Annotated in this window: 15 protein-coding genes; 10 read left to right on the forward strand and 5 right to left on the reverse strand. The window is 68.4% G+C overall.

The genetic code is table 11. The annotated features are described in order from the left end of the window. Positions 1-28 precede the first annotated feature (28 nt). The 5 genes from dapF (at position 29) to BWQ93_RS13335 (ending at position 4,320) form a co-directional block, all read left to right on the forward strand. Positions 29-835, forward strand: coding sequence for a diaminopimelate epimerase (gene dapF / locus BWQ93_RS13315; RefSeq protein ID WP_077030969.1), 807 nt, complete (start codon positions 29-31; stop codon positions 833-835). Continuing rightward, positions 832-2,067, forward strand: coding sequence for a MiaB/RimO family radical SAM methylthiotransferase (locus BWQ93_RS13320; RefSeq protein ID WP_077030970.1), 1,236 nt, complete (start codon positions 832-834; stop codon positions 2,065-2,067). Before dapF ends, BWQ93_RS13320 begins: the two co-directional genes overlap by 4 nt. Then, complete coding sequence (gene ftsY / locus BWQ93_RS13325; protein WP_077030971.1) at positions 2,064-2,990, forward strand: signal recognition particle-docking protein FtsY; 927 nt, start codon at positions 2,064-2,066, stop codon at positions 2,988-2,990. The genes BWQ93_RS13320 and ftsY overlap by 4 nt, the downstream gene beginning before the upstream one ends. Next, complete coding sequence (locus tag BWQ93_RS13330; protein WP_077030972.1) at positions 2,987-3,667, forward strand: inner membrane-spanning protein YciB; 681 nt, start codon at positions 2,987-2,989, stop codon at positions 3,665-3,667. The genes ftsY and BWQ93_RS13330 overlap by 4 nt, the downstream gene beginning before the upstream one ends. Before the next feature lie 80 nt (positions 3,668-3,747). Beyond that, positions 3,748-4,320, forward strand: a complete 573-nt coding sequence (locus BWQ93_RS13335) for a urate hydroxylase PuuD (RefSeq protein WP_077030973.1) — start codon at positions 3,748-3,750, stop codon at positions 4,318-4,320. Between the two features lie 192 nt (positions 4,321-4,512). Here BWQ93_RS13335 and BWQ93_RS13340 read toward each other — a convergent pair whose 3' ends face one another. The 5 genes from BWQ93_RS13340 to BWQ93_RS13360 form a co-directional block, all read right to left on the reverse strand. After that, on the reverse strand, positions 4,513-5,064 hold the full coding sequence (locus BWQ93_RS13340; protein WP_077030974.1) for a gamma carbonic anhydrase family protein: 552 nt from the start codon (positions 5,062-5,064) through the stop codon (positions 4,513-4,515). Beyond that, positions 5,061-7,310, reverse strand: a complete 2,250-nt coding sequence (locus BWQ93_RS13345; protein ID WP_077030975.1) for a spermidine synthase — start codon at positions 7,308-7,310, stop codon at positions 5,061-5,063. The genes BWQ93_RS13340 and BWQ93_RS13345 overlap by 4 nt, the downstream gene beginning before the upstream one ends. Continuing rightward, positions 7,307-7,849: a GNAT family N-acetyltransferase gene (locus BWQ93_RS13350; protein WP_077030976.1), complete on the reverse strand. Its 543-nt coding sequence runs from the start codon at positions 7,847-7,849 to the stop codon at positions 7,307-7,309. The genes BWQ93_RS13345 and BWQ93_RS13350 overlap by 4 nt, the downstream gene beginning before the upstream one ends. Further along, the gene (hemB, locus tag BWQ93_RS13355) at positions 7,846-8,844 is read right to left on the reverse strand and encodes a porphobilinogen synthase (protein ID WP_077030977.1); all 999 of its coding nucleotides are present in this window, start codon (positions 8,842-8,844) and stop codon (positions 7,846-7,848) included. Before hemB ends, BWQ93_RS13350 begins: the two co-directional genes overlap by 4 nt. Positions 8,845-9,088: 244 nt before the next feature. Continuing rightward, positions 9,089-10,648, reverse strand: a complete 1,560-nt coding sequence (locus BWQ93_RS13360) for a M23 family metallopeptidase (protein ID WP_083720881.1) — start codon at positions 10,646-10,648, stop codon at positions 9,089-9,091. A 444-nt stretch (positions 10,649-11,092) separates the two neighbouring features. Here BWQ93_RS13360 and BWQ93_RS13365 point away from each other — a divergent pair, with 444 nt between their 5' ends. The 5 genes from BWQ93_RS13365 (at position 11,093) to clpX (ending at position 17,274) form a co-directional block, all read left to right on the forward strand. Then, positions 11,093-13,903, forward strand: a complete 2,811-nt coding sequence (locus BWQ93_RS13365) for a helicase-related protein (protein WP_077032408.1) — start codon at positions 11,093-11,095, stop codon at positions 13,901-13,903. Beyond that, entirely contained in the window at positions 13,903-14,208 is a 306-nt protein-coding gene (locus tag BWQ93_RS13370) for an RNA-binding S4 domain-containing protein (RefSeq protein WP_077030979.1), read from the forward strand. Before BWQ93_RS13365 ends, BWQ93_RS13370 begins: the two co-directional genes overlap by 1 nt. A gap of 361 nt (positions 14,209-14,569) precedes the next feature. Next, positions 14,570-14,908 carry a ferredoxin FdxA gene (gene fdxA, locus BWQ93_RS13375; RefSeq protein ID WP_077030980.1) on the forward strand — a complete coding sequence of 113 codons (339 nt, stop codon included), beginning with the start codon at positions 14,570-14,572 and terminating at the stop codon, positions 14,906-14,908. A gap of 153 nt (positions 14,909-15,061) precedes the next feature. Then, the gene (locus BWQ93_RS13380; protein WP_077030981.1) at positions 15,062-15,712 is read left to right on the forward strand and encodes an ATP-dependent Clp protease proteolytic subunit; all 651 of its coding nucleotides are present in this window, start codon (positions 15,062-15,064) and stop codon (positions 15,710-15,712) included. A 290-nt stretch (positions 15,713-16,002) separates the two neighbouring features. After that, positions 16,003-17,274, forward strand: coding sequence for an ATP-dependent Clp protease ATP-binding subunit ClpX (clpX, locus tag BWQ93_RS13385; RefSeq protein WP_077030982.1), 1,272 nt, complete (start codon positions 16,003-16,005; stop codon positions 17,272-17,274). The last annotated feature ends 139 nt before the right edge of the window (positions 17,275-17,413 follow it).

Below are 17,413 nucleotides of genomic sequence, written 5' to 3' on the forward strand. Positions count from 1 at the left end.
CCCGTCCCTGCCCTTACATGCGCGGGATATGGCGGATCGCTTCACCAAGATGCATGGCCTCGGCAACGACTTTGTCGTGATCGACGCGCGCACGGCGCCGGTCGAGATGACCCCGGCGCGCGCGCATGCGATCGCCGACCGGCGGCACGGCATCGGCTGCGACCAGCTGATCCTGCTCGAACCCTCGAGCCATGCCGATGTGAGGATGCGCATCTTCAACGCCGACGGCGGCGAGGTCGAGGCGTGCGGCAATGCGACGCGCTGCGTCGCGACGCTGCTGGGCCAGCCGTCGGTGATCGAGACGCTGGGCGGCATGCTGCGCGTCACGCCGGCCGACGGCGGCGCGGAGGTGGTGCTGGGCGAGCCCGTGTTCGACTGGGAGCATATCCCGCTGGCGATGCCGATGGACACGCGCGACATGCCCGTCGCTTGGGACGAGCTCGAGCATGGCGCCGCGGTCAATGTCGGCAATCCGCACATCGTCTTTTTCGTGCCCGAGGCCGATGCGGTGGCCCTCGGCGAGCTCGGCCCGCGGATCGAGACCGACCCGCTGTTCCCCGAACGCGTCAACGTCAATGTCGCGAGCCTCGACGGCCCCGATTGCCTGCAGCTGCGCGTGTGGGAACGCGGCGTCGGGCTGACGCAGGCGTGCGGCACCGGCGCGTGCGCGACTGCGGTCGCGGCGATCCGCGCGGGCAAGGTCAAGTCGCCGGTGACGGTGTCGCTGCCCGGCGGCGACCTGGTGATCCGCTGGGCGCCCGGCGAGCCGATCGTGATGAGCGGCGCGGCGACGCGCGTGTTCGAGGGCGAGACCGACTGGGCGCAGTTCGGATGAGCATCGAGGTTTTGGACGGCGGGCTCGACGTCGTCAATTTCGGATGCCGGCTCAACATCGCCGAGGGCGAAGCGGTGCGCGCCGCGGCGAAGGCGGCGGGCGCACGCGATACGATCATTTTCAACAGCTGCGCGGTGACCGACGAGGCGGTGCGGCAGGCGCGGCAGGCGGTGCGGCGCGCCTTGCGCGAGCAGCCGGAGGCTCAAGTCGTGGTGACCGGCTGCGCGGCGGAGCTGGAGGCCGAACGTTTCGCCGAGATGGGCGCGCGGGTGGTGCGCAACGATGCAAAGGGGCTGCCGGAGAGCTATGGCGCCGGGGCGCCGGCGGTGCGCAGCAAGACCTATTCCCCTGCCCTCTCGGGCGCCGACCATGCACGCGCCTTCCTCGGCGTGCAGACGGGTTGCTCGCACAGCTGCACCTTTTGCGCGACGGTGATCGCGCGTGGGACCGCGCGGTCGGCGACGGTGGCGGACGTCCTGGCATCGGCGCGCGTCGCGCTGAATCGCGGGCAGCGCGAGATCGTGCTGACCGGGGTCGACCTCGCGAGCTACGGCGACGACAGCGGCACCACACTCGCGGCGCTGGTCGAGGCGTTGCTGGCGCTGCCCATCGAAAGGCTTCGGCTGTCCTCGCTCGACCCGAACCGGATCGACACGGCACTGTTCGCACTGCTGACCGAAGAGCCGCGCGTGATGCCGCACGTCCATCTGTCGCTGCAGGCGGGTGACGACATGATATTGACGCGGATGAAGCGCCGCCACCGCCGCGCCCAGGTCGTCGATCTTGTCGCCCGGTTGAAGGCGGCGCGGCCCGAGATCGCGATCGGCGCCGACCTGATTGCGGGCTTTCCGACCGAGGACGACGCCATGTTCGCGAACAGCCTGGCGCTGATCGACGATTGCGACATCGTCTTCGGTCATATCTTTCCCTATAGCGCGCGCGCCGGGACGCCCGCCGCGCGCATGCCGCAGGTCGGGCGGACGGTGGCGCGCGAACGGGCGGCGACGCTGCGCGAGGCCAATGCGCGGCGGCGGCACCTCTGGATGGACGAACAAGTGGGTAAATTGACGAACATGCTGGTCGAACGCGACGGACGCAGCGGTCATGGCGAGAATTTCGCGAGCCTGATGCTGGGCGCGCCCGCCACCCCCGGCAGCATCGTGCCGGTGCGGATCGGCGCGCGCGACGGCGACCGCCTCGCTGCGGAGACGCTTGAGGATTTTGGGGCATGAGCGGCGCGAGCTGGAGCGAGCGGCTGTTCGGCGGGCTCAAGCGCACGTCCGAACGGCTCGGCGAAAATCTGTCGGGGCTGACCGGCAAGGCGCGGCTCGACGAGGACGATCTCGACCGCATCGAGGAGGCGCTGATCACCGCCGACCTCGGCCCCGCGATGGCCGCGCGCATCCGCGACCGGCTCGCCGCGCGGCGCGACGCGGTGGCGAGCGGCGTCGAGGAACTCAGGAAGATCGTCGCCGACGAGATCGGCGCGGTGCTGCGCCCGGTCGCCGAACCGCTCGAGATCGACGCCTTCCCGCGCCCGCAGGTCATCCTGGTGATCGGGGTCAACGGATCGGGGAAGACCACGACCATCGCCAAGCTCGCGCATCTGTTCCAGGAACAGGATTATGGCGTGATGCTGGTCGCGGGCGACACCTTCCGCGCCGCCGCGATCGGCCAGCTCAAGGTCTGGGCCGAACGGCTGGGCGTGCCGATCATGGCAGGACCCGAGGGCGGCGACGCCGCGGGCATCGTCTTCGACGCGGTCAAGCAGGCGACCGCGACGGGCATCGACGTGCTGATCGTCGACACCGCAGGGCGCCTCCAGAACAAGCGTGAGCTGATGGACGAGCTCGAGAAGATCAAGCGCGTGCTCGGCCGGCTGAACCCCGCGGCGCCGCATGACGTCGTGCTCGTGCTCGACGCGACGACGGGGCAGAATGCGCTGTCGCAGATCGACGTGTTCCGCGAGGTCGCCGGGGTCACCGGGCTCGTCATGACCAAGCTCGACGGCACCGCGCGCGGCGGCGTGCTCGTCGCCGCGGCCGAGCGCCACGGCCTCCCCATCCACGCGATCGGTATCGGCGAAACCATCGACGACCTTCGCCCGTTCGATGCCGACGAGATCGCGGGCATCATTGCAGGAAATATCAGATGAGCGACACGCTCGACCAATTGCCGACAGGCCCCGAGGCCGTTCCCGCGCCGCCGCCCGCCAAGCATGGCGCGCTGAACTTTGCGATCGATTTCGGGCCGTTGCTGGTCTTCTTCCTCGCGTACAAGTTCAGCTCGGGCGGCACCGGCGCCTTCGCCGCGACGACCGCGGCGATCAAGGGCACTATCGCTTTCATGGTGGCCATCGTCATCGCGATGATCGTGTCGAAGTGGAAGCTCGGCAAGATTTCGCCGATGCTTTGGCTGTCGAGCATCCTCGTCATCGGTTTCGGCGCGCTCACCGTCTATTTCCACGACGAGAGTTTCATCGTGCTCAAGCCGACGATCATCTATGGCGCGTTCGCCGTGTTGCTGCTCGGCGGCTATTTCGCGGGCAAGCCGATGCTCAAATATCTGCTCCAGTCGGCGCTCGACGGGATCACCGAGCGCGGCTGGATGCTGCTGTCGCGCAACTGGGGACTGTTCTTCGCCGCGCTCGGCATCGCCAACCATGTCATGTACGAGCTCATTCAGGCGAAGCAGATGAGCTTCGATTTGTGGCTGACGATCAAGGTCTGGGGCATCACCGCGCTCTCCTTCCTCTTCACGCTGACCCAATTGCCGGTGATGCTGAAGAACGGGCTGGCACTGCCCGAGGAACCCGCGACCGACAAAAGTTGAACCCTCCCCCCGTCGCTGGCATAGCGTGGCCCGGGGACCGGGTCGCACCGCGCCCCGCACAACAAGCGAGGGGGACTTTCATGGACAAATTTTTCGGTAATCTGCACGCCGTGCTGGGCGCGGGGCTGGTGCTCGCGATCGCTCTGATGCTCGGCCTCAACGGCCAGAATTTCGAGGATGGCGGCGCGGCCGCCATGGCGGTCATGCGCTGGCTGCACACCTTCTTCGGCGTGCTGTGGATCGGGCTGCTCTATTATTTCAACTTCGTCCAGATTCCGACGATGCCCAAGATTCCGGCTGAGCTGAAGCCCGGCGTGTCGAAACATATCGCGCCGGCCGCGCTCTTCTGGTTCCGCTGGGCGGCGCTGGCCACCGTGCTGCTGGGCCTCGGCATCGCCGGCCATGCCAAATATCTGGCGCCCGCGCTGACGCTGCAGGACCCGTACAAGCTGATCGGCGTCGGCATGTGGTTGGGGCTGATCATGGCGTTCAACGTGTGGTTCGTGATCTGGCCGAACCAGAAGAAGGCGCTGGGCCTGGTCGAAGCCGACGATGCGACCAAGGCCAAGGCCGCGAAGACCGCGATGATCTTTTCGCGGACCAACACCCTGCTGTCGATCCCGATGCTCTACGCGATGGTGAGCTTCAGCTGACGTGCGCCTCCTTCCCCCTTGATGGGGGAAGGATACGCAGCCTTATCGCGAAGCGATTAGGCGAAGTTGGATGGGGGTGACGGCGCGTCCTTGCACCGTCGCCGCAGGCCGAGAGCGCACCCCCTCCGCTGCGACTAACGAACAAAGTTCGCCAGTCTCGCTGCCTCCCCCATCGAGGGGGAGGGGGTTGGGCTATTCGCCCTCCACCGCCGCCTTGTGCATGCGCCCGTTGAGCACATAATGCGCGACGCCGGCCTGCATGCCCGCGGCCTGTTCGTCGCCGATCTCACGCACGCGGCGCGCGGGCGATCCCGCCCACAGTTCGCGGTCGGGGATTTCCTTGTTCTCGGTGAGCAGCGCGCCCGCGGCGAGCATCGCATCGCTGCCGATGCGGCAGCCGTTCATCACCACCGCCTTGAGGCCCACGAACGCCCGGTCGGCGAGCGTGCAGCCGTGCACCATCGCGAGGTGGCCGATCAGCACATCCTCGCCGATGATCGTCGGAAAGCCCTCGGGGCGGTGCGGCATCGGGCCATCGCAATGGACGATACTGCCGTCCTGGATGTTCGAGCGCGCGCCGACCTCGATATGGCTGACGTCGGCGCGCAGCACGCAATTATACCAGACGCTGACGTCGGGGCCGATGCGTACGTCGCCGATGATGCGGCATCCGGGCGCGATGAAGGCGCTGGGGTCGATCTGCGGCGTCTTGCCGTTCACGGTGATGATGCTGATGTCGCTCATTCCTCGCGACCTCCGATGATATTTTTCCAGATCAGGATCGGCAGCGTCGAGGCATAGTCGTCGGTCCAGCGCGAAAATCCGTCGCGGCCGGCGAGCGGCACCCAGACGCCGTCGTCATACGCCTTTTCGCGCGGCTGGACGCCCCCGGTCAACCGCTGCATGCGCTGCGGCGTCGCGGTGAGCGCGACCCAGTTCGAGCCGGCGAGCCCGCCCGCGTCGCCGCCGGTCGCGGGGTCCATGCGGATCGCCGACTGCCAGCCGCGCGCTTTCGCCTCGGCCGCGAGCACGGGTTCGAGCGCGAAGAAGCGGTTCGAGATATGGACGAGCAGGATGCCGTCGGGCTTAAGCGCACGGGTATAGACCCCGAACGCCTCGGCGGTGAGCAGGTGCAGCGGGATCGCGTCCGACGAGAAGGCATCGATGACGAGGATGTCGAAACGCGCCGGCGGCTGTTCGGCAAGCTGGAGCCGCGCGTCGCCGATGACGATCGGCACGTCGGGCGCACAGTCGGGGATGAACGAGAATTTTGTGGGATCGCGCGCGATTCCCACCATCGCCGGGTCGATCTCGAAGATCGTCCATGCCTGGCCGGGCTTGCGGTAGCAGGCGAGCGTGCCGGTGCCGAGCCCGACGATGCCGATCGACGCGTTGGGGCCCGCGAGCAGGTCGGCCTTGTCGAGCGTCAGTCCGACCCCCGACTGGAAGCCATAATAGGTCGTCGGGCGCCGCTGATGGCCGGGCGACGTCAGCTGCAGCCCGTGCAGTGTCGTGCCGTGCGCGAGGCGGCGTTCCTGGCGGGCGGCGTCGTCGGTGATCGTGTAGACGCCGAAATAGCTGCGTACGCGCATGCCGTCGGTGCCCTTTTGCAGCGTCTCGATCCCGCCGACGCCGAGCATCAGCAGCGCCAGCGCGGCGATATAGGCCCAGCGCCAGCCGACGACGAGCAGCCCGACGAGCAGGATCAGCCCCGCCCACAGGCCGTTCATGCCCTGAAAGGTGCCGTCCCACCCGCCGACGAGCTTCCAGCAGGCGAAACCCGCCACGGCCAGCATCGCGAGCACATAGGGAATGGGGTTCTTGACCTTCAGCCATATATTCCACGGCAGGAAGGGCGGCAGCGGCAGCAACGCCGCGGCGGCGAGCACGAGGATAGGATGCTCATAGACCCAGTCGAACAGCAGCGGCGCGAACAGCGCCGCGAACAGCCCGCCGACGACGCCGCCCGCCGACATCACGAGATAGAAGAGCGTCAGATGCTGCGGCGCGGGGCGCAGGTGGTGGAGATAGTCGTGCAGCGCGGTGGCGACGATGAACAGCATGACGAGGCTCATCAGCGCGACGAGCATCGAACCGCCGCCGGTGCTGAGCAGCGACTGCCCCCCCGCGATCAGCAGCACCGCGGGGGCGAGCACGCGGAAGGTCTGCTTGATCGCTTCGGCATTCGAAAAGGCGACCACGAAGCTCAGCAGATAGAGGCCGAGCGGCAGCACCCAGAGCAAGGGCATGGCGACGATATCGGTGGTGAGGTGCGTCGTCGTCGACAGCATCAGCCCTGACGGCACCGCGGCGATCAGCAGCCAGTGGAGCTGGCGCCGCCAGGTCGGGCGCGGTTCGTCGGCGACCGGCGCGCTGTCGGCCGGCGCGGCGTGGCTGCGCCAGCGCGCCGCCGCGGCGGCGGCGACCAGCGCGACGAGCACCGCATAACCCGCCGCCCAGCCCCAGCTTTGCGCGGCGAGCGGCAGATTGGGCTCGACCAGCGCGGGATAGCTGATCAGCCCCGCAAAGCTGCCGAGGTTCGAGGCGGCGTAGAGATAATAGGGATCGCCCGCGCGGCTGTCGGCGGCGAACCAGCGCTGCATCAGCGGCGCCTGCGCCGAGACGACGAAGAAGACGGGGCCGATCGACGCGAGCAACAGCAGCGGCACCCACAAAGCCTCCTGCCCCGGTCCCGGCGGCGCGATCTGCGCAATGCCGATCGGCAGCCACAGCGCGGCGACCAGAAAGAGCGCGAGATGGATGACCGCCTGGCGCCGGACCTGGAAGCGGCCGAGCCAATGCGCATAGGCGTAGCCGCCGAGCAGCAGCGCCTGATAGACGAGCATCGCGCTGTTCCACACCGCGGGCGCACCGCCCAATTTGGGCAGCACCATGCGCGCGACCATCGGCTGCACCTGGAAGAGAAGGAAGCTGCCGACCAGGATGGTCAGCACGAAGAGCCAGCGGCGCGGGCTTGCGGTTGCGGTCATAGCTTGTTCCATGCTTCGCGCGGTAGCGCATAAGTGACGTGCGGACGCAGCGGGTTATCCGCGGCCAATTTAGGATGATCGAAATCCAGGTCGGCGCGGTGGGTCATGCCGAGCCGCTCCATCACCGCGCGACTGCGGACATTGCCGCGCCAGGTGATCGACCAGATCGCGTCGTCGGGCAGGTTCGCGAAACCCCAGGCGGTCGCGCCGCGCGCCGCCTCGCTCGCATAACCCGCGCCCCAGCAGTCGCTCGCGAGGCGCCAGCCGATCTCGGCCTTGCCTTCGACGGGTCCGGCGTGGCCGCGGATCAGCCCGCACCAGCCGATCAGCCGCGCGTCCTCCCGGCGTTCGAGCGCCCAGAAACAATGGCCGTGCTCGGCCTGGATTCGGCGCATCCGCTCGACGAGCGCTTCGGTCGCGGCGAGGTCGAGCGGGGGGCCGAGCGTCTCCATCACGCGCGGATCGCTGCATATCGCCTGGAACGGCGCGACGTCGGCGTCGCGCCAGACGCGCATCGTCAAGCGTTCGGTTTCGATCACGCGCCGAGCAGGCGCGCCGCGTGCAGCGCATGATAAGTGAGGATGCCCGAGGCGCCGGCGCGGCGGAAGGCCAACAAAGTTTCGAGGACGAGCGCATCGCGGTCGCCCGCGCCGGCGGCCGCCGCGGCCTCGATCATCGCATATTCGCCCGACACCTGATAGGCGAAGACGGGGACCTCGAATGCCGCCTTCACGCGCGTCACGATGTCCAGATAGGGCAGGCCGGGCTTGACCATCACGCTGTCGGCGCCCTCGGCGAGGTCCTGCGCCACCTCGCGCAGCGCCTCCTCGGCGTTGGCGGGGTCCATCTGATAGCCCTTCTTGTCGCCCTTGAGCAGCCCCCGAGAGCCCACCGCGTCGCGGAAGGGGCCGTAGAAGGCCGAGGCATATTTGGCGGCGTAGCTCATGATCTGGACATGTCCGAAGCCTTCGCCCTCGAGCGCGGCGCGGATCGCCCCGATGCGGCCGTCCATCATGTCGCTGGGCGCGATGATGTCGGCCCCCGCGCGCGCCTGGTTGAGCGCCTGGCCGACAAGCACGTCGACGGTTTCGTCGTTGAGGACGTGGCCGTCCCCATCGACCAGCCCGTCCTGCCCGTGGCTGGTATAGGGGTCGAGCGCGACGTCGGTGAGCACGCCGATCGCATCGCCATGCGCCGCCTTGATCGCGCGCACCGCGCGGCACATGAGGTTATCGGGATTGAGCGCCTCGGCGCCGTCCTCGCTGCGCCGATCGGCCTCGGTATAGGGGAAGAGCGCGACGCAGGGGATGCCCGCGGCGATCGCTTCCTTTGCGCGTTCGACGATCAGGTCGACCGACCAGCGCGACACGCCGGGCAGGCTGGCGATCGGTTCCTCCACCCCCTCGCCCGCGCAGACGAAAAGCGGCCAGATCAGGTTCGCAGGCGTGAGCCGGGTCTCGCGCACCATCGCGCGGCTCCACGCGGTGCGGCGGGTGCGGCGAAGGCGCAGCTCGGGAAAGGCGGCGTGGGTCATGGCGCGTGCATAGCGGGGTCGCGCCGCGGGGCAAATGGATATTGGGCGCATCCGCCCCTTCCCCCTTGATGGGGGAAGGATACGAAGCCTTGGCGGCGAAGCGGCCTAGGCGTAGTTGGATGGGGGTGAGGGCGCGTCCTTGCACCGTTCGCTTCGGGCCGAAACCGCCCCCCCGCCGCTGCGACTAGGCAGCAAGCTGCCCAGTCTCGTTGCCTCCCCCATCGAGGGGGAGGGGGTTATAATGTCAAATCCCGCCGCCCACGCGCTTCGAGGCGACGTCGGCGAGGCTGCCGAGCTTCGGCCCTTCGGCCGCCTTCGCCGCCACCGGGGTCAGCGCCGCGCCCGGCGATACCGTCGTCAGCTGGCGGATCCGCGCACGGAAATCGGCGAGCGCCTTGCCCTCGAGCCGCGCACGGGTGACGAAGCTGACCGAGGCGGGGTTCACCGCCTGGCCGTTGCGATAGACCTCGAAATGCAGATGCGGCCCGGTCGACAGCCCGGTCGAGCCGATATAGCCGATCAGCTGGCCGCGATTGACGCGCTGGCCGGGGCGCACCGCGATGCGGCTCATATGACCATAGCCGGTGCCCATGCCGCCGCCGTGGCTCAATTTGACGAAATTGCCGTAGCCGCCGTGGCGCCCGGCGATCGTCACCGTGCCGTCGGTGACCGCATAGATCGGCGCGCCGTAACCGCCGCCGTAATCGATGCCGCTGTGCATGCGCTTGTAGCCGAGGATCGGGTGGCGGCGCATGCCGAAGCCCGAGGTCTGGCGGCCGTTGGTGGGGCGCACCATGCCGCCGCTGGTTTCGCCCGCGCCCGACGCCTCGAACCACTGCAGCCGCCCGTCGACGGTCCATTCGATCATCGACAGCCTTTGCTTGCCGTTCCGCACGAGCCCCGCGTAGAGCAGCTTCCCGACCTCGGTCTCGCCCGTCTCGGCGCGGCGATAGTCGACGATGATGTCATATTCGTCGCCGGCGCGGATCTCGCTGCCGACCGAAATCTGCTTGCCGATGACCCGCAGATACGCCTGCACCGCCTCGGCGGGGGCGCCCGCGGCGCGCGCCGAGCGGTAGAGGCTGTCGCCGACCCGGCCGCGGATGCGCAGCGGGGTCGCGTCGACCGCGATCGGGATGCGGCGCATGACGAGCTGGCCGTTCATCCGCTCCATCTCGATGCGCAAGTCGAAGCGCGCGCGCATCGCGAGCGCGTCGACCGGGCGCGGCATGGTGCGCGCGGCGCGGCGACCGAGGATCAGGTCGATGCGCGTGCCCGGCGCGATGTCCGCGAGCGGCACGGCGGACGACACCTGCCGCGCGAGCGCCTGCGCATCGGCCCTGCCGACGCCCGAGCGTTCGAGCAGGCGCGCGAAGCTGTCGCCGCTGCCCAAGGTGGCGGTGAGTTCGATCTGCGGGCGTTCGGGGGTCTGCGTCAGCGGGCGCACCGCGTCGGTCGCCGCCATGTGGCGGCCGGTGTCGCCGCCCAAGGCCAGCGGCACGATCATCTGCGCGCGCGCTTCGTTGAAGTCGGCGGTATCGAGCGCCGGGGCGCCGCCCGCGACGAAGGGCTGGACCCCGGGGAAGGTCGCGATCGCGCCGCTGCAGAGCAGGGTCAGCGTAGCGAGCCCGCGCCACCAATGGGCCGAACCGATATTGTCGCCGAGGTCGGGCACGAGGTCGAGCGCCCCGAGCCGGTCGCGCAGCGCCTCATGCCATTTGAGGTCGGGAAGCGGATCGGCGGCGCCATAACGCCCGAAGGAAATCGCCTGCGTCATCGACAGCGCGGCCGCGTTGCCGGTCATGCCCGCAATGGGTTCGTGACGCTGGAACAAAGACTGCAACCCCCGCCCGGTCGCCCGCGCACCTCCCGTGCCCGGCCGCCGAAGATGTTTCCGACCGCCCGTCTGTAAAGAAAGGTCGTTAAAGTCAATTTAATGGCGGGAGCGCCGCCGGGCCTTGCGGCGAGCCGTGGCGGAGGCGGGACATGGCGTGCCCCGCCCTCCTTCTCCCTCGATGGGAGAAGGATAGGCCGCGTCATAGCGTGGCGACTACGCTGAGTTGGATGTGGGTGAAGGCGCAGCTTTTCACCATCGTGTCACGCCGCGAGCGCACCCCCACCGCTGCGACTAGGCAGCAAGCTGCCAAGTCTCGCTGCCTCCCCCATCGAGGGGGAGGGAAAAGTGTCGCCGTCCGTCGATCCCCTGTTGCACCGCAGCGCGGCGCATGCCAGCTTGGACCTCAAGAAAATGTCGTCTCCCGATTCCTGCCCGGTCAAGGCCGTCCTTGGCCCCACCAACACCGGCAAAACCCATTTGGCGGTCGAGCGGCTGACCGCCCGGTCGAGCGGCATGATCGGCTTCCCGCTCCGTCTCTTGGCGCGCGAGGTCTACGACCGCGTCGCCCAAATCAAGGGCGAGAAACAGGTCGCATTGGTCACGGGCGAGGAGCGGATCATGCCGCCCGACGCGCGCTATCTGCTCGGCACCATGGAGGCATTGCCGCTGGAGCGCGACGTCGCCTTCGTCGGCATCGACGAGGCGCAGCTGGGTGCCGATCCCGAGCGCGGCCATGTCTTCACCGACCGCATGCTGCGCGCGCGCGGCCGCGAGGAGACGATGATCCTCGGCTCCGCGAGCATCCACGGCCTGGTCCGCGACCTCGTCCCCGAGGCCGAGATCATCACGCGACCGCGCTTTTCAACGCTGAGCTATGCCGGTTCGTGCAAGCTGTCGCGCCTGCCCAAGCGCTCGGCGGTCGTCGCCTTCTCGGCCGAGGAGGTCTATGCCATCGCCGAGATGCTGCGCCGCTTCGCGGGCGGCGCCGCGGTGGTGATGGGCGCGCTGAGCCCGCGCACGCGCAACGCGCAGGTCGAGATGTTCCAGGCGGGCGAGGTCGATTATCTCGTCGCGACCGACGCGATCGGCATGGGGCTGAACCTCGATGTCCAGCATGTCGCCTTTGCGAGCCTGCAGAAATTCGACGGGCGGCGACTCCGCCGGCTGACCATTTCGGAAATGGCGCAGATCGCGGGGCGCGCCGGGCGGCACCAGCAGGACGGCAGCTTCGGCACCGTCGGCCTGCCGCAGGGCGGCTTCACGCCCGAGGAAATCCACGCGATCGAGGGGCACCATTTCCCGCCGCTGCAAAGCGTCTACTGGCGCAATCCGACCCCCGGCTATGCGACGCTCGATCAATTGCTCTCCGACCTCGCCCAGCCGCCCGCGCATCCGCGGCTGCGCGCCGCGCCCGAGGCGGTCGATCTCGCGGTATTGAAGCATCTCGCGGGCGACATGGAAGTGCGCATGCGCGGCAGCGATTTCGACGCGGTCCAGCGCCTGTGGGACGCCTGCGGCCTGCCCGATTTCGAACAGCTCGGCGCCGAGCACCACAGCCGCACCGTGTTCAAGCTGTGGCAGTGGCGGACGAGCGGCGACGGGATGATCGACCCCGACTGGTTCGCCAAAAGGCTGGCGCGGCTCGACAGCACCGAGGGCGACATCGACCAGCTCGCGAGCCGCATCGCGGCGGTCCGCACGCTCTGCTTCATCGCGCAGCGCGGCGATTGGATCGCCGACGCCGCGGGCTGGACGGCGCAGACGCAGGCGCTCGAGACGCGCCTCTCCGACGCGCTGCACGCCGCGCTCGCGCAGCGCTTCGTCGACCGCCGCCTCGCGCTGCTCATCCGCGACGCGGGACAGCGTCACGCCGCGCTGCCCGTCGCGGTGGGCGCCGACGGCACCGTCGCGGTCGACGGCGAGGCGATCGGGACGCTCAAAGGCTTCCAGTTCAAGGTCGATGCCAAGGCGCGCGCGAGCGATCACCGCCTGCTGCTCGCGGCCGCCGAAAAACATCTGCGCGCCGAACTCGCGCGCCGCGCGGGCGCGCTTGCCGAGGGCGACGACGGCGCGCTGGCGCTGATCAGCACCCCCGGCGAGACCCCGCGCATCGCCTGGCACGGCGACGTGATCGCGACGCTCGCCAAGGGACCGACGCTCGTCCAGCCCGCGATCCTCGTCGAACCCGCGCTGCGCCGGCTGGAGGTGCCGCAGGTGCAGGCGATCGTCGAGCGGCTGCAGCGTTTCGTCGCCGCGCAGCTCGCGCGGCACGCCGGGCCGCTCGCCGCGATGGGCGAGGCCGCGGGCGACCTGTTCACCCCGCCGCGCGTCCGCGCCCTGCTCGCCGCGCTGGTCGACGGCGGCGGGTTCGTCGCGCGCGACCGCGTTGACGATCAGCTCACGGCGATGAGCGCCGAAGAACGGCCTTTGCTGCGCAAGATCGGGCTCACCATCGGCTCGCTCGACCTGTTCCATCCGCAACTCCTGAAGCCCGAGGCGGTGCGCTGGCGCGCGGCGCTGCTCGCGGCGCAGCAGGGCGGGCGCCTCCCCTTGCTGCCGCCGCACGGCGCGGTGTGGCAGAAGGACGGGCCGCCCGTTGGTCTCGGCATCGCGGGTTTCCGCCGCTGCGGCGAGGGCTGGCTGCGCATCGACATGGCCGAGCGCCTCGCGCGCCAGGCGCATGCCGCGCGGATCCAGGCCGACGCCAAGCCCGCCGCGCCGATCGCCGGCGGCGACGAGCATGACGAGGATCACGGCGGCCATGACGCGCAATCGGCGGCGCCGCCGCCGGCGGGTTTCCTGATCGACGCGGCGCTCGCCACTTCACTGGGGCTCGACACTCCGGCGCGGCGCGGGCTGCTCCAGGCCTTCGGTTTCCGCAGCGTCGGCGAGCCCGAACTCGACCGCTGGCGCTGGTCGGGGCACCGCGGCCGCGACAAGAAACCGCGCCACAAACATGGTCAAAAGCCCTCCCACAAGGCGGGTCAGCGCTCGCCGCAGCCGGGCCGCCCCGACGCGGCGCGCGGCGAGCGCCCGGTCGCCGCACCGGGTCAGCCGCGCAAGGATAACAAGGACCGGCGTCGCAAAGCCGGTAAGCCCGGCGCGCCGCCGCCGCGGCAGGATCGCCCCGAGCGGCCCGACCGCGCTCCGCGCCGCGGCCCCTCGCCGCACAGCCCCTTCGCGGGCCTCGCCGCGCTGCTCGCCGACGCGCGGAAAGACTGATGGCGAGCCCGGGCGCCGCGGGGAGCATAAGGCTCGACAAATTATTGTGGTATCTGCGCTTCGCCCGCTCGCGCAGCATCGCGCAGGCGATGGTCGCGGCGGGGCATATCCGGCTCGACGGGCGGCGCATCACCCGCGCCTCCGCCGCGGTGCACGCGGGCGAGACTCTGGTGCTGCCGGTCGGCGAACGGATCGAAGTGATCCGCCTCCTCTCGCTGCCGCTGCGCCGCGGGCCCGCACCCGAAGCGCAGGCCTGCTACGAGCGACTGGGCGGCGAGGCCGCCGCAGTTTCCCTCCCCCTCTGATGGGGGAGGCAGCGAGACTTACGAACTTGTTCGTTAGTCGCAGCGGTGGGGGTGCGGGTTCGGCCTGACACGGCGGTTCATGGGAGCACCCTCACCCCCATCCAACTCCGCCTAACCGCTTCGCGGCAAGCCTCCGTATCCTTCCCCCATCAAAGGCGGAAGGAGCAAAGGCCGCTACCGGCAGTCCATCTATCGGCACACCCAGAAAAGCTGTGCCGCCAACGCGGCGAAAAGCCGCTAGCCGGTGAGAGTGATTCGCAACAGTAGCTTAGCGTTGACGGGCCCGCGCCGCGCGGCTTAGAGGCGCTGGAAACGCATCTGACGGACGGCGATGACGCCGCCTTCAAAGGGAGCCTAACCCATGACCTATGTCGTCACCGACGCCTGCATCCGGTGCAAATATATGGACTGCGTCGAGGTGTGCCCCGTCGACTGTTTCTACGAGGGCGAGAATATGCTCGTCATCAACCCCAACGAGTGCATCGACTGCGGCGTGTGCGAACCCGAATGCCCCGCCGAGGCGATCCTGCCCGATACCGAGAGCGGCCTCGAAAAATGGCTCGAAATCAACACCAAGTTCAGCGCCGAATGGCCGAACATCACGGTGAAGAAAGAAACCCCCGCCGACGCCGACGAATATAAGGGCGTCGAGGGCAAGTATGAGACGCATTTCTCGGCCGAGCCGGGCGAAGGCGACTGAGGCCGGAGCACAGGATTTCGGAGGGGCGGGACTTTCCCGCCCTTCTTTTTGCCCCCTTGAAACCGCGCGGCGACCCGCCGATGTAGGATGGCGAGGGGCAGGCCCACCGGATTCTCCGGCGCGGCACCCCGCACAACGAAGGACGAATTTACAATGATCGACCCGCTCGCCGCCCTTGTTCCCGTCGTCGTCGAACAGACGAGCCGCGGCGAACGCAGCTTCGACATCTTCTCCCGCCTGCTGCGCGAACGGATCATCTTCGTCACCGGCGAGGTCGAGGACCAGATGGCCTCGCTGATTACCGCCCAGCTGTTGTTCCTCGAATCGGAAAATCCGAAGAAGGACATCTTCATGTACATCAATTCGCCGGGCGGCGTCGTCACGGCGGGCATGGCGATCCACGACACGATGCAATATATCCGCCCGCGCGTCGGCACGGTATGCATCGGCCAGGCAGCGTCGATGGGCAGCTTCCTGCTCGCCGCGGGCGAACCCGGCATGCGCGTCGCGCTGACCAATGCGCGCGTCATGGTCCACCAGCCGTCGGGCGGCGCGCGCGGCATGGCGTCGGACATCGAGATCCAGGCGAAGGAAATCCTGCGCATCCGCAAGCGGATGAACGACCTCTATGTCAAATATACCGGCAAGTCGCTGAAAGAGATAGAAAAAGCGATGGACCGCGACACCTTCCTCGAAGCCGACGAAGCCAAGGCCTTCGGCATCGTCGACCATGTCTACGACCGCCGCCCCGGCCTGCCCGGCGACGACGCGCCCAAGGATGTCAGCGAAGGCCCGACGCCTTAATTCTGCTTAGCGGCACCGGCCCGCTCCCCCACCCGGCCTCCCCAACATAGTACCCTATGGGAGGCCGGGTGGGGGAGCGGGCCGGTGCCGGAACCCAGTGAAAGCAACACTTAACCGCGTTTCTTGACGCCCCGTTCGCCCCCCGTTGCTAGCCGGGACATTGTATCCATGTCACCCAATTGCCATATTGTAATCGGGGTGACGGGGGCTAGGATGAACGGCGGCGTCTCCAGCGGGGGCGGCGCCAGCATGGGCCCGGCGGCGATTCGCCCGGCCCCAAAAGGAATTTTATGACCAAGCTCTCTGGCTCCGACAGCAAGAGCACCCTCTATTGCTCCTTCTGCGGCAAGTCGCAGCACGAAGTGCGCAAGCTGATCGCCGGGCCGACCGTCTTCATCTGCGACGAATGCGTCGAACTTTGCAACGACATCATCCGCGAGGAGATCAAGGGCGGGGTCGCCGCGCGCAAGGACGGCGCGGTGCCGACGCCGCTCGAAATCTGCCAGCATCTCGACAATTATGTCATCGGCCAGAACACCGCCAAGCGCGTGCTGTCGGTCGCGGTGCACAATCATTACAAGCGCCTCGCCAACTCGGGCCGCGGCGACGACGTCGAACTGGCGAAGTCGAACATCCTGCTCGTCGGCCCGACCGGCAGCGGCAAGACCCTGCTCGCGCAGACGCTCGCGCGCTTCCTCGACGTGCCCTTCACCATGGCCGATGCGACGACGCTGACCGAGGCCGGCTACGTCGGCGAGGATGTCGAGAACATCATCCTCAAGCTGCTCCAGTCGTCGGACTATAATGTCGAAAAGGCGCAGCGCGGCATCGTCTATATCGACGAGATCGACAAGATCAGCCGCAAGGCCGAAAACCCCTCGATCACGCGCGACGTGTCGGGCGAAGGCGTGCAGCAGGCGCTGCTCAAGCTGATGGAAGGCACGACCGCGAGCGTTCCGCCGCAGGGCGGGCGCAAGCATCCGCAGCAGGAATTCCTGCAGGTCGACACGACCAACATCCTGTTCATCGCCGGCGGCGCGTTCAGCGGCCTCGAAAAGATCATCGGCGACCGCCTGCAGGGCAAGTCGATCGGCTTCGGCGCGCATGTCGCCGGCCCCGACGAACGCCGCCAGGGCGAGGTGCTGAAGAGCATCGAGCCCGAGGATCTGCTGAAATTCGGCCTGATCCCGGAATTCGTCGGCCGCCTGCCCGTCATCGCGACGCTCGAGGACCTCGACATCGAGGCGCTGGTCAAGATCCTGGGCGAGCCCAAGAACGCGCTGATCAAGCAGTATCGCAAGCTGTTCGACCTCGAGGAGGTGACGCTCACCTTCACCGACGATGCGCTGGTCGCGGTCGCCAAGAAGGCGATCGAACGCAAGACCGGTGCGCGCGGGCTGCGCTCTATCGTCGAGGCGATCCTGCTCGACACGATGTTCGACCTGCCCGACCTGACCGACGTGGTCGAGATCGTCGTCGACAAGGATGTCGTCGAGGGGCGCAAGGACCCCGTGCGCGTCTATGCCGACAAGGCAAAGGAAGCGGCGGGCGACGCCGCCTGAGTCGCGGCGCGCGCCGGTGGCGCGCGCCCGCGATGTTGCATTGCAGCAACACCCCTTAAGAAAAGCGCAGCCGCGCCTGTGGATAACTCGCGTGGCGCGACGCAAAACGGGGCTTTTTTCGTTTCGGTAGCAACGATCC

Source organism: Sphingopyxis sp. QXT-31 (assembly GCF_001984035.1).
In the GTDB taxonomy this organism is placed as follows: Bacteria; Pseudomonadota; Alphaproteobacteria; order Sphingomonadales; family Sphingomonadaceae; genus Sphingopyxis.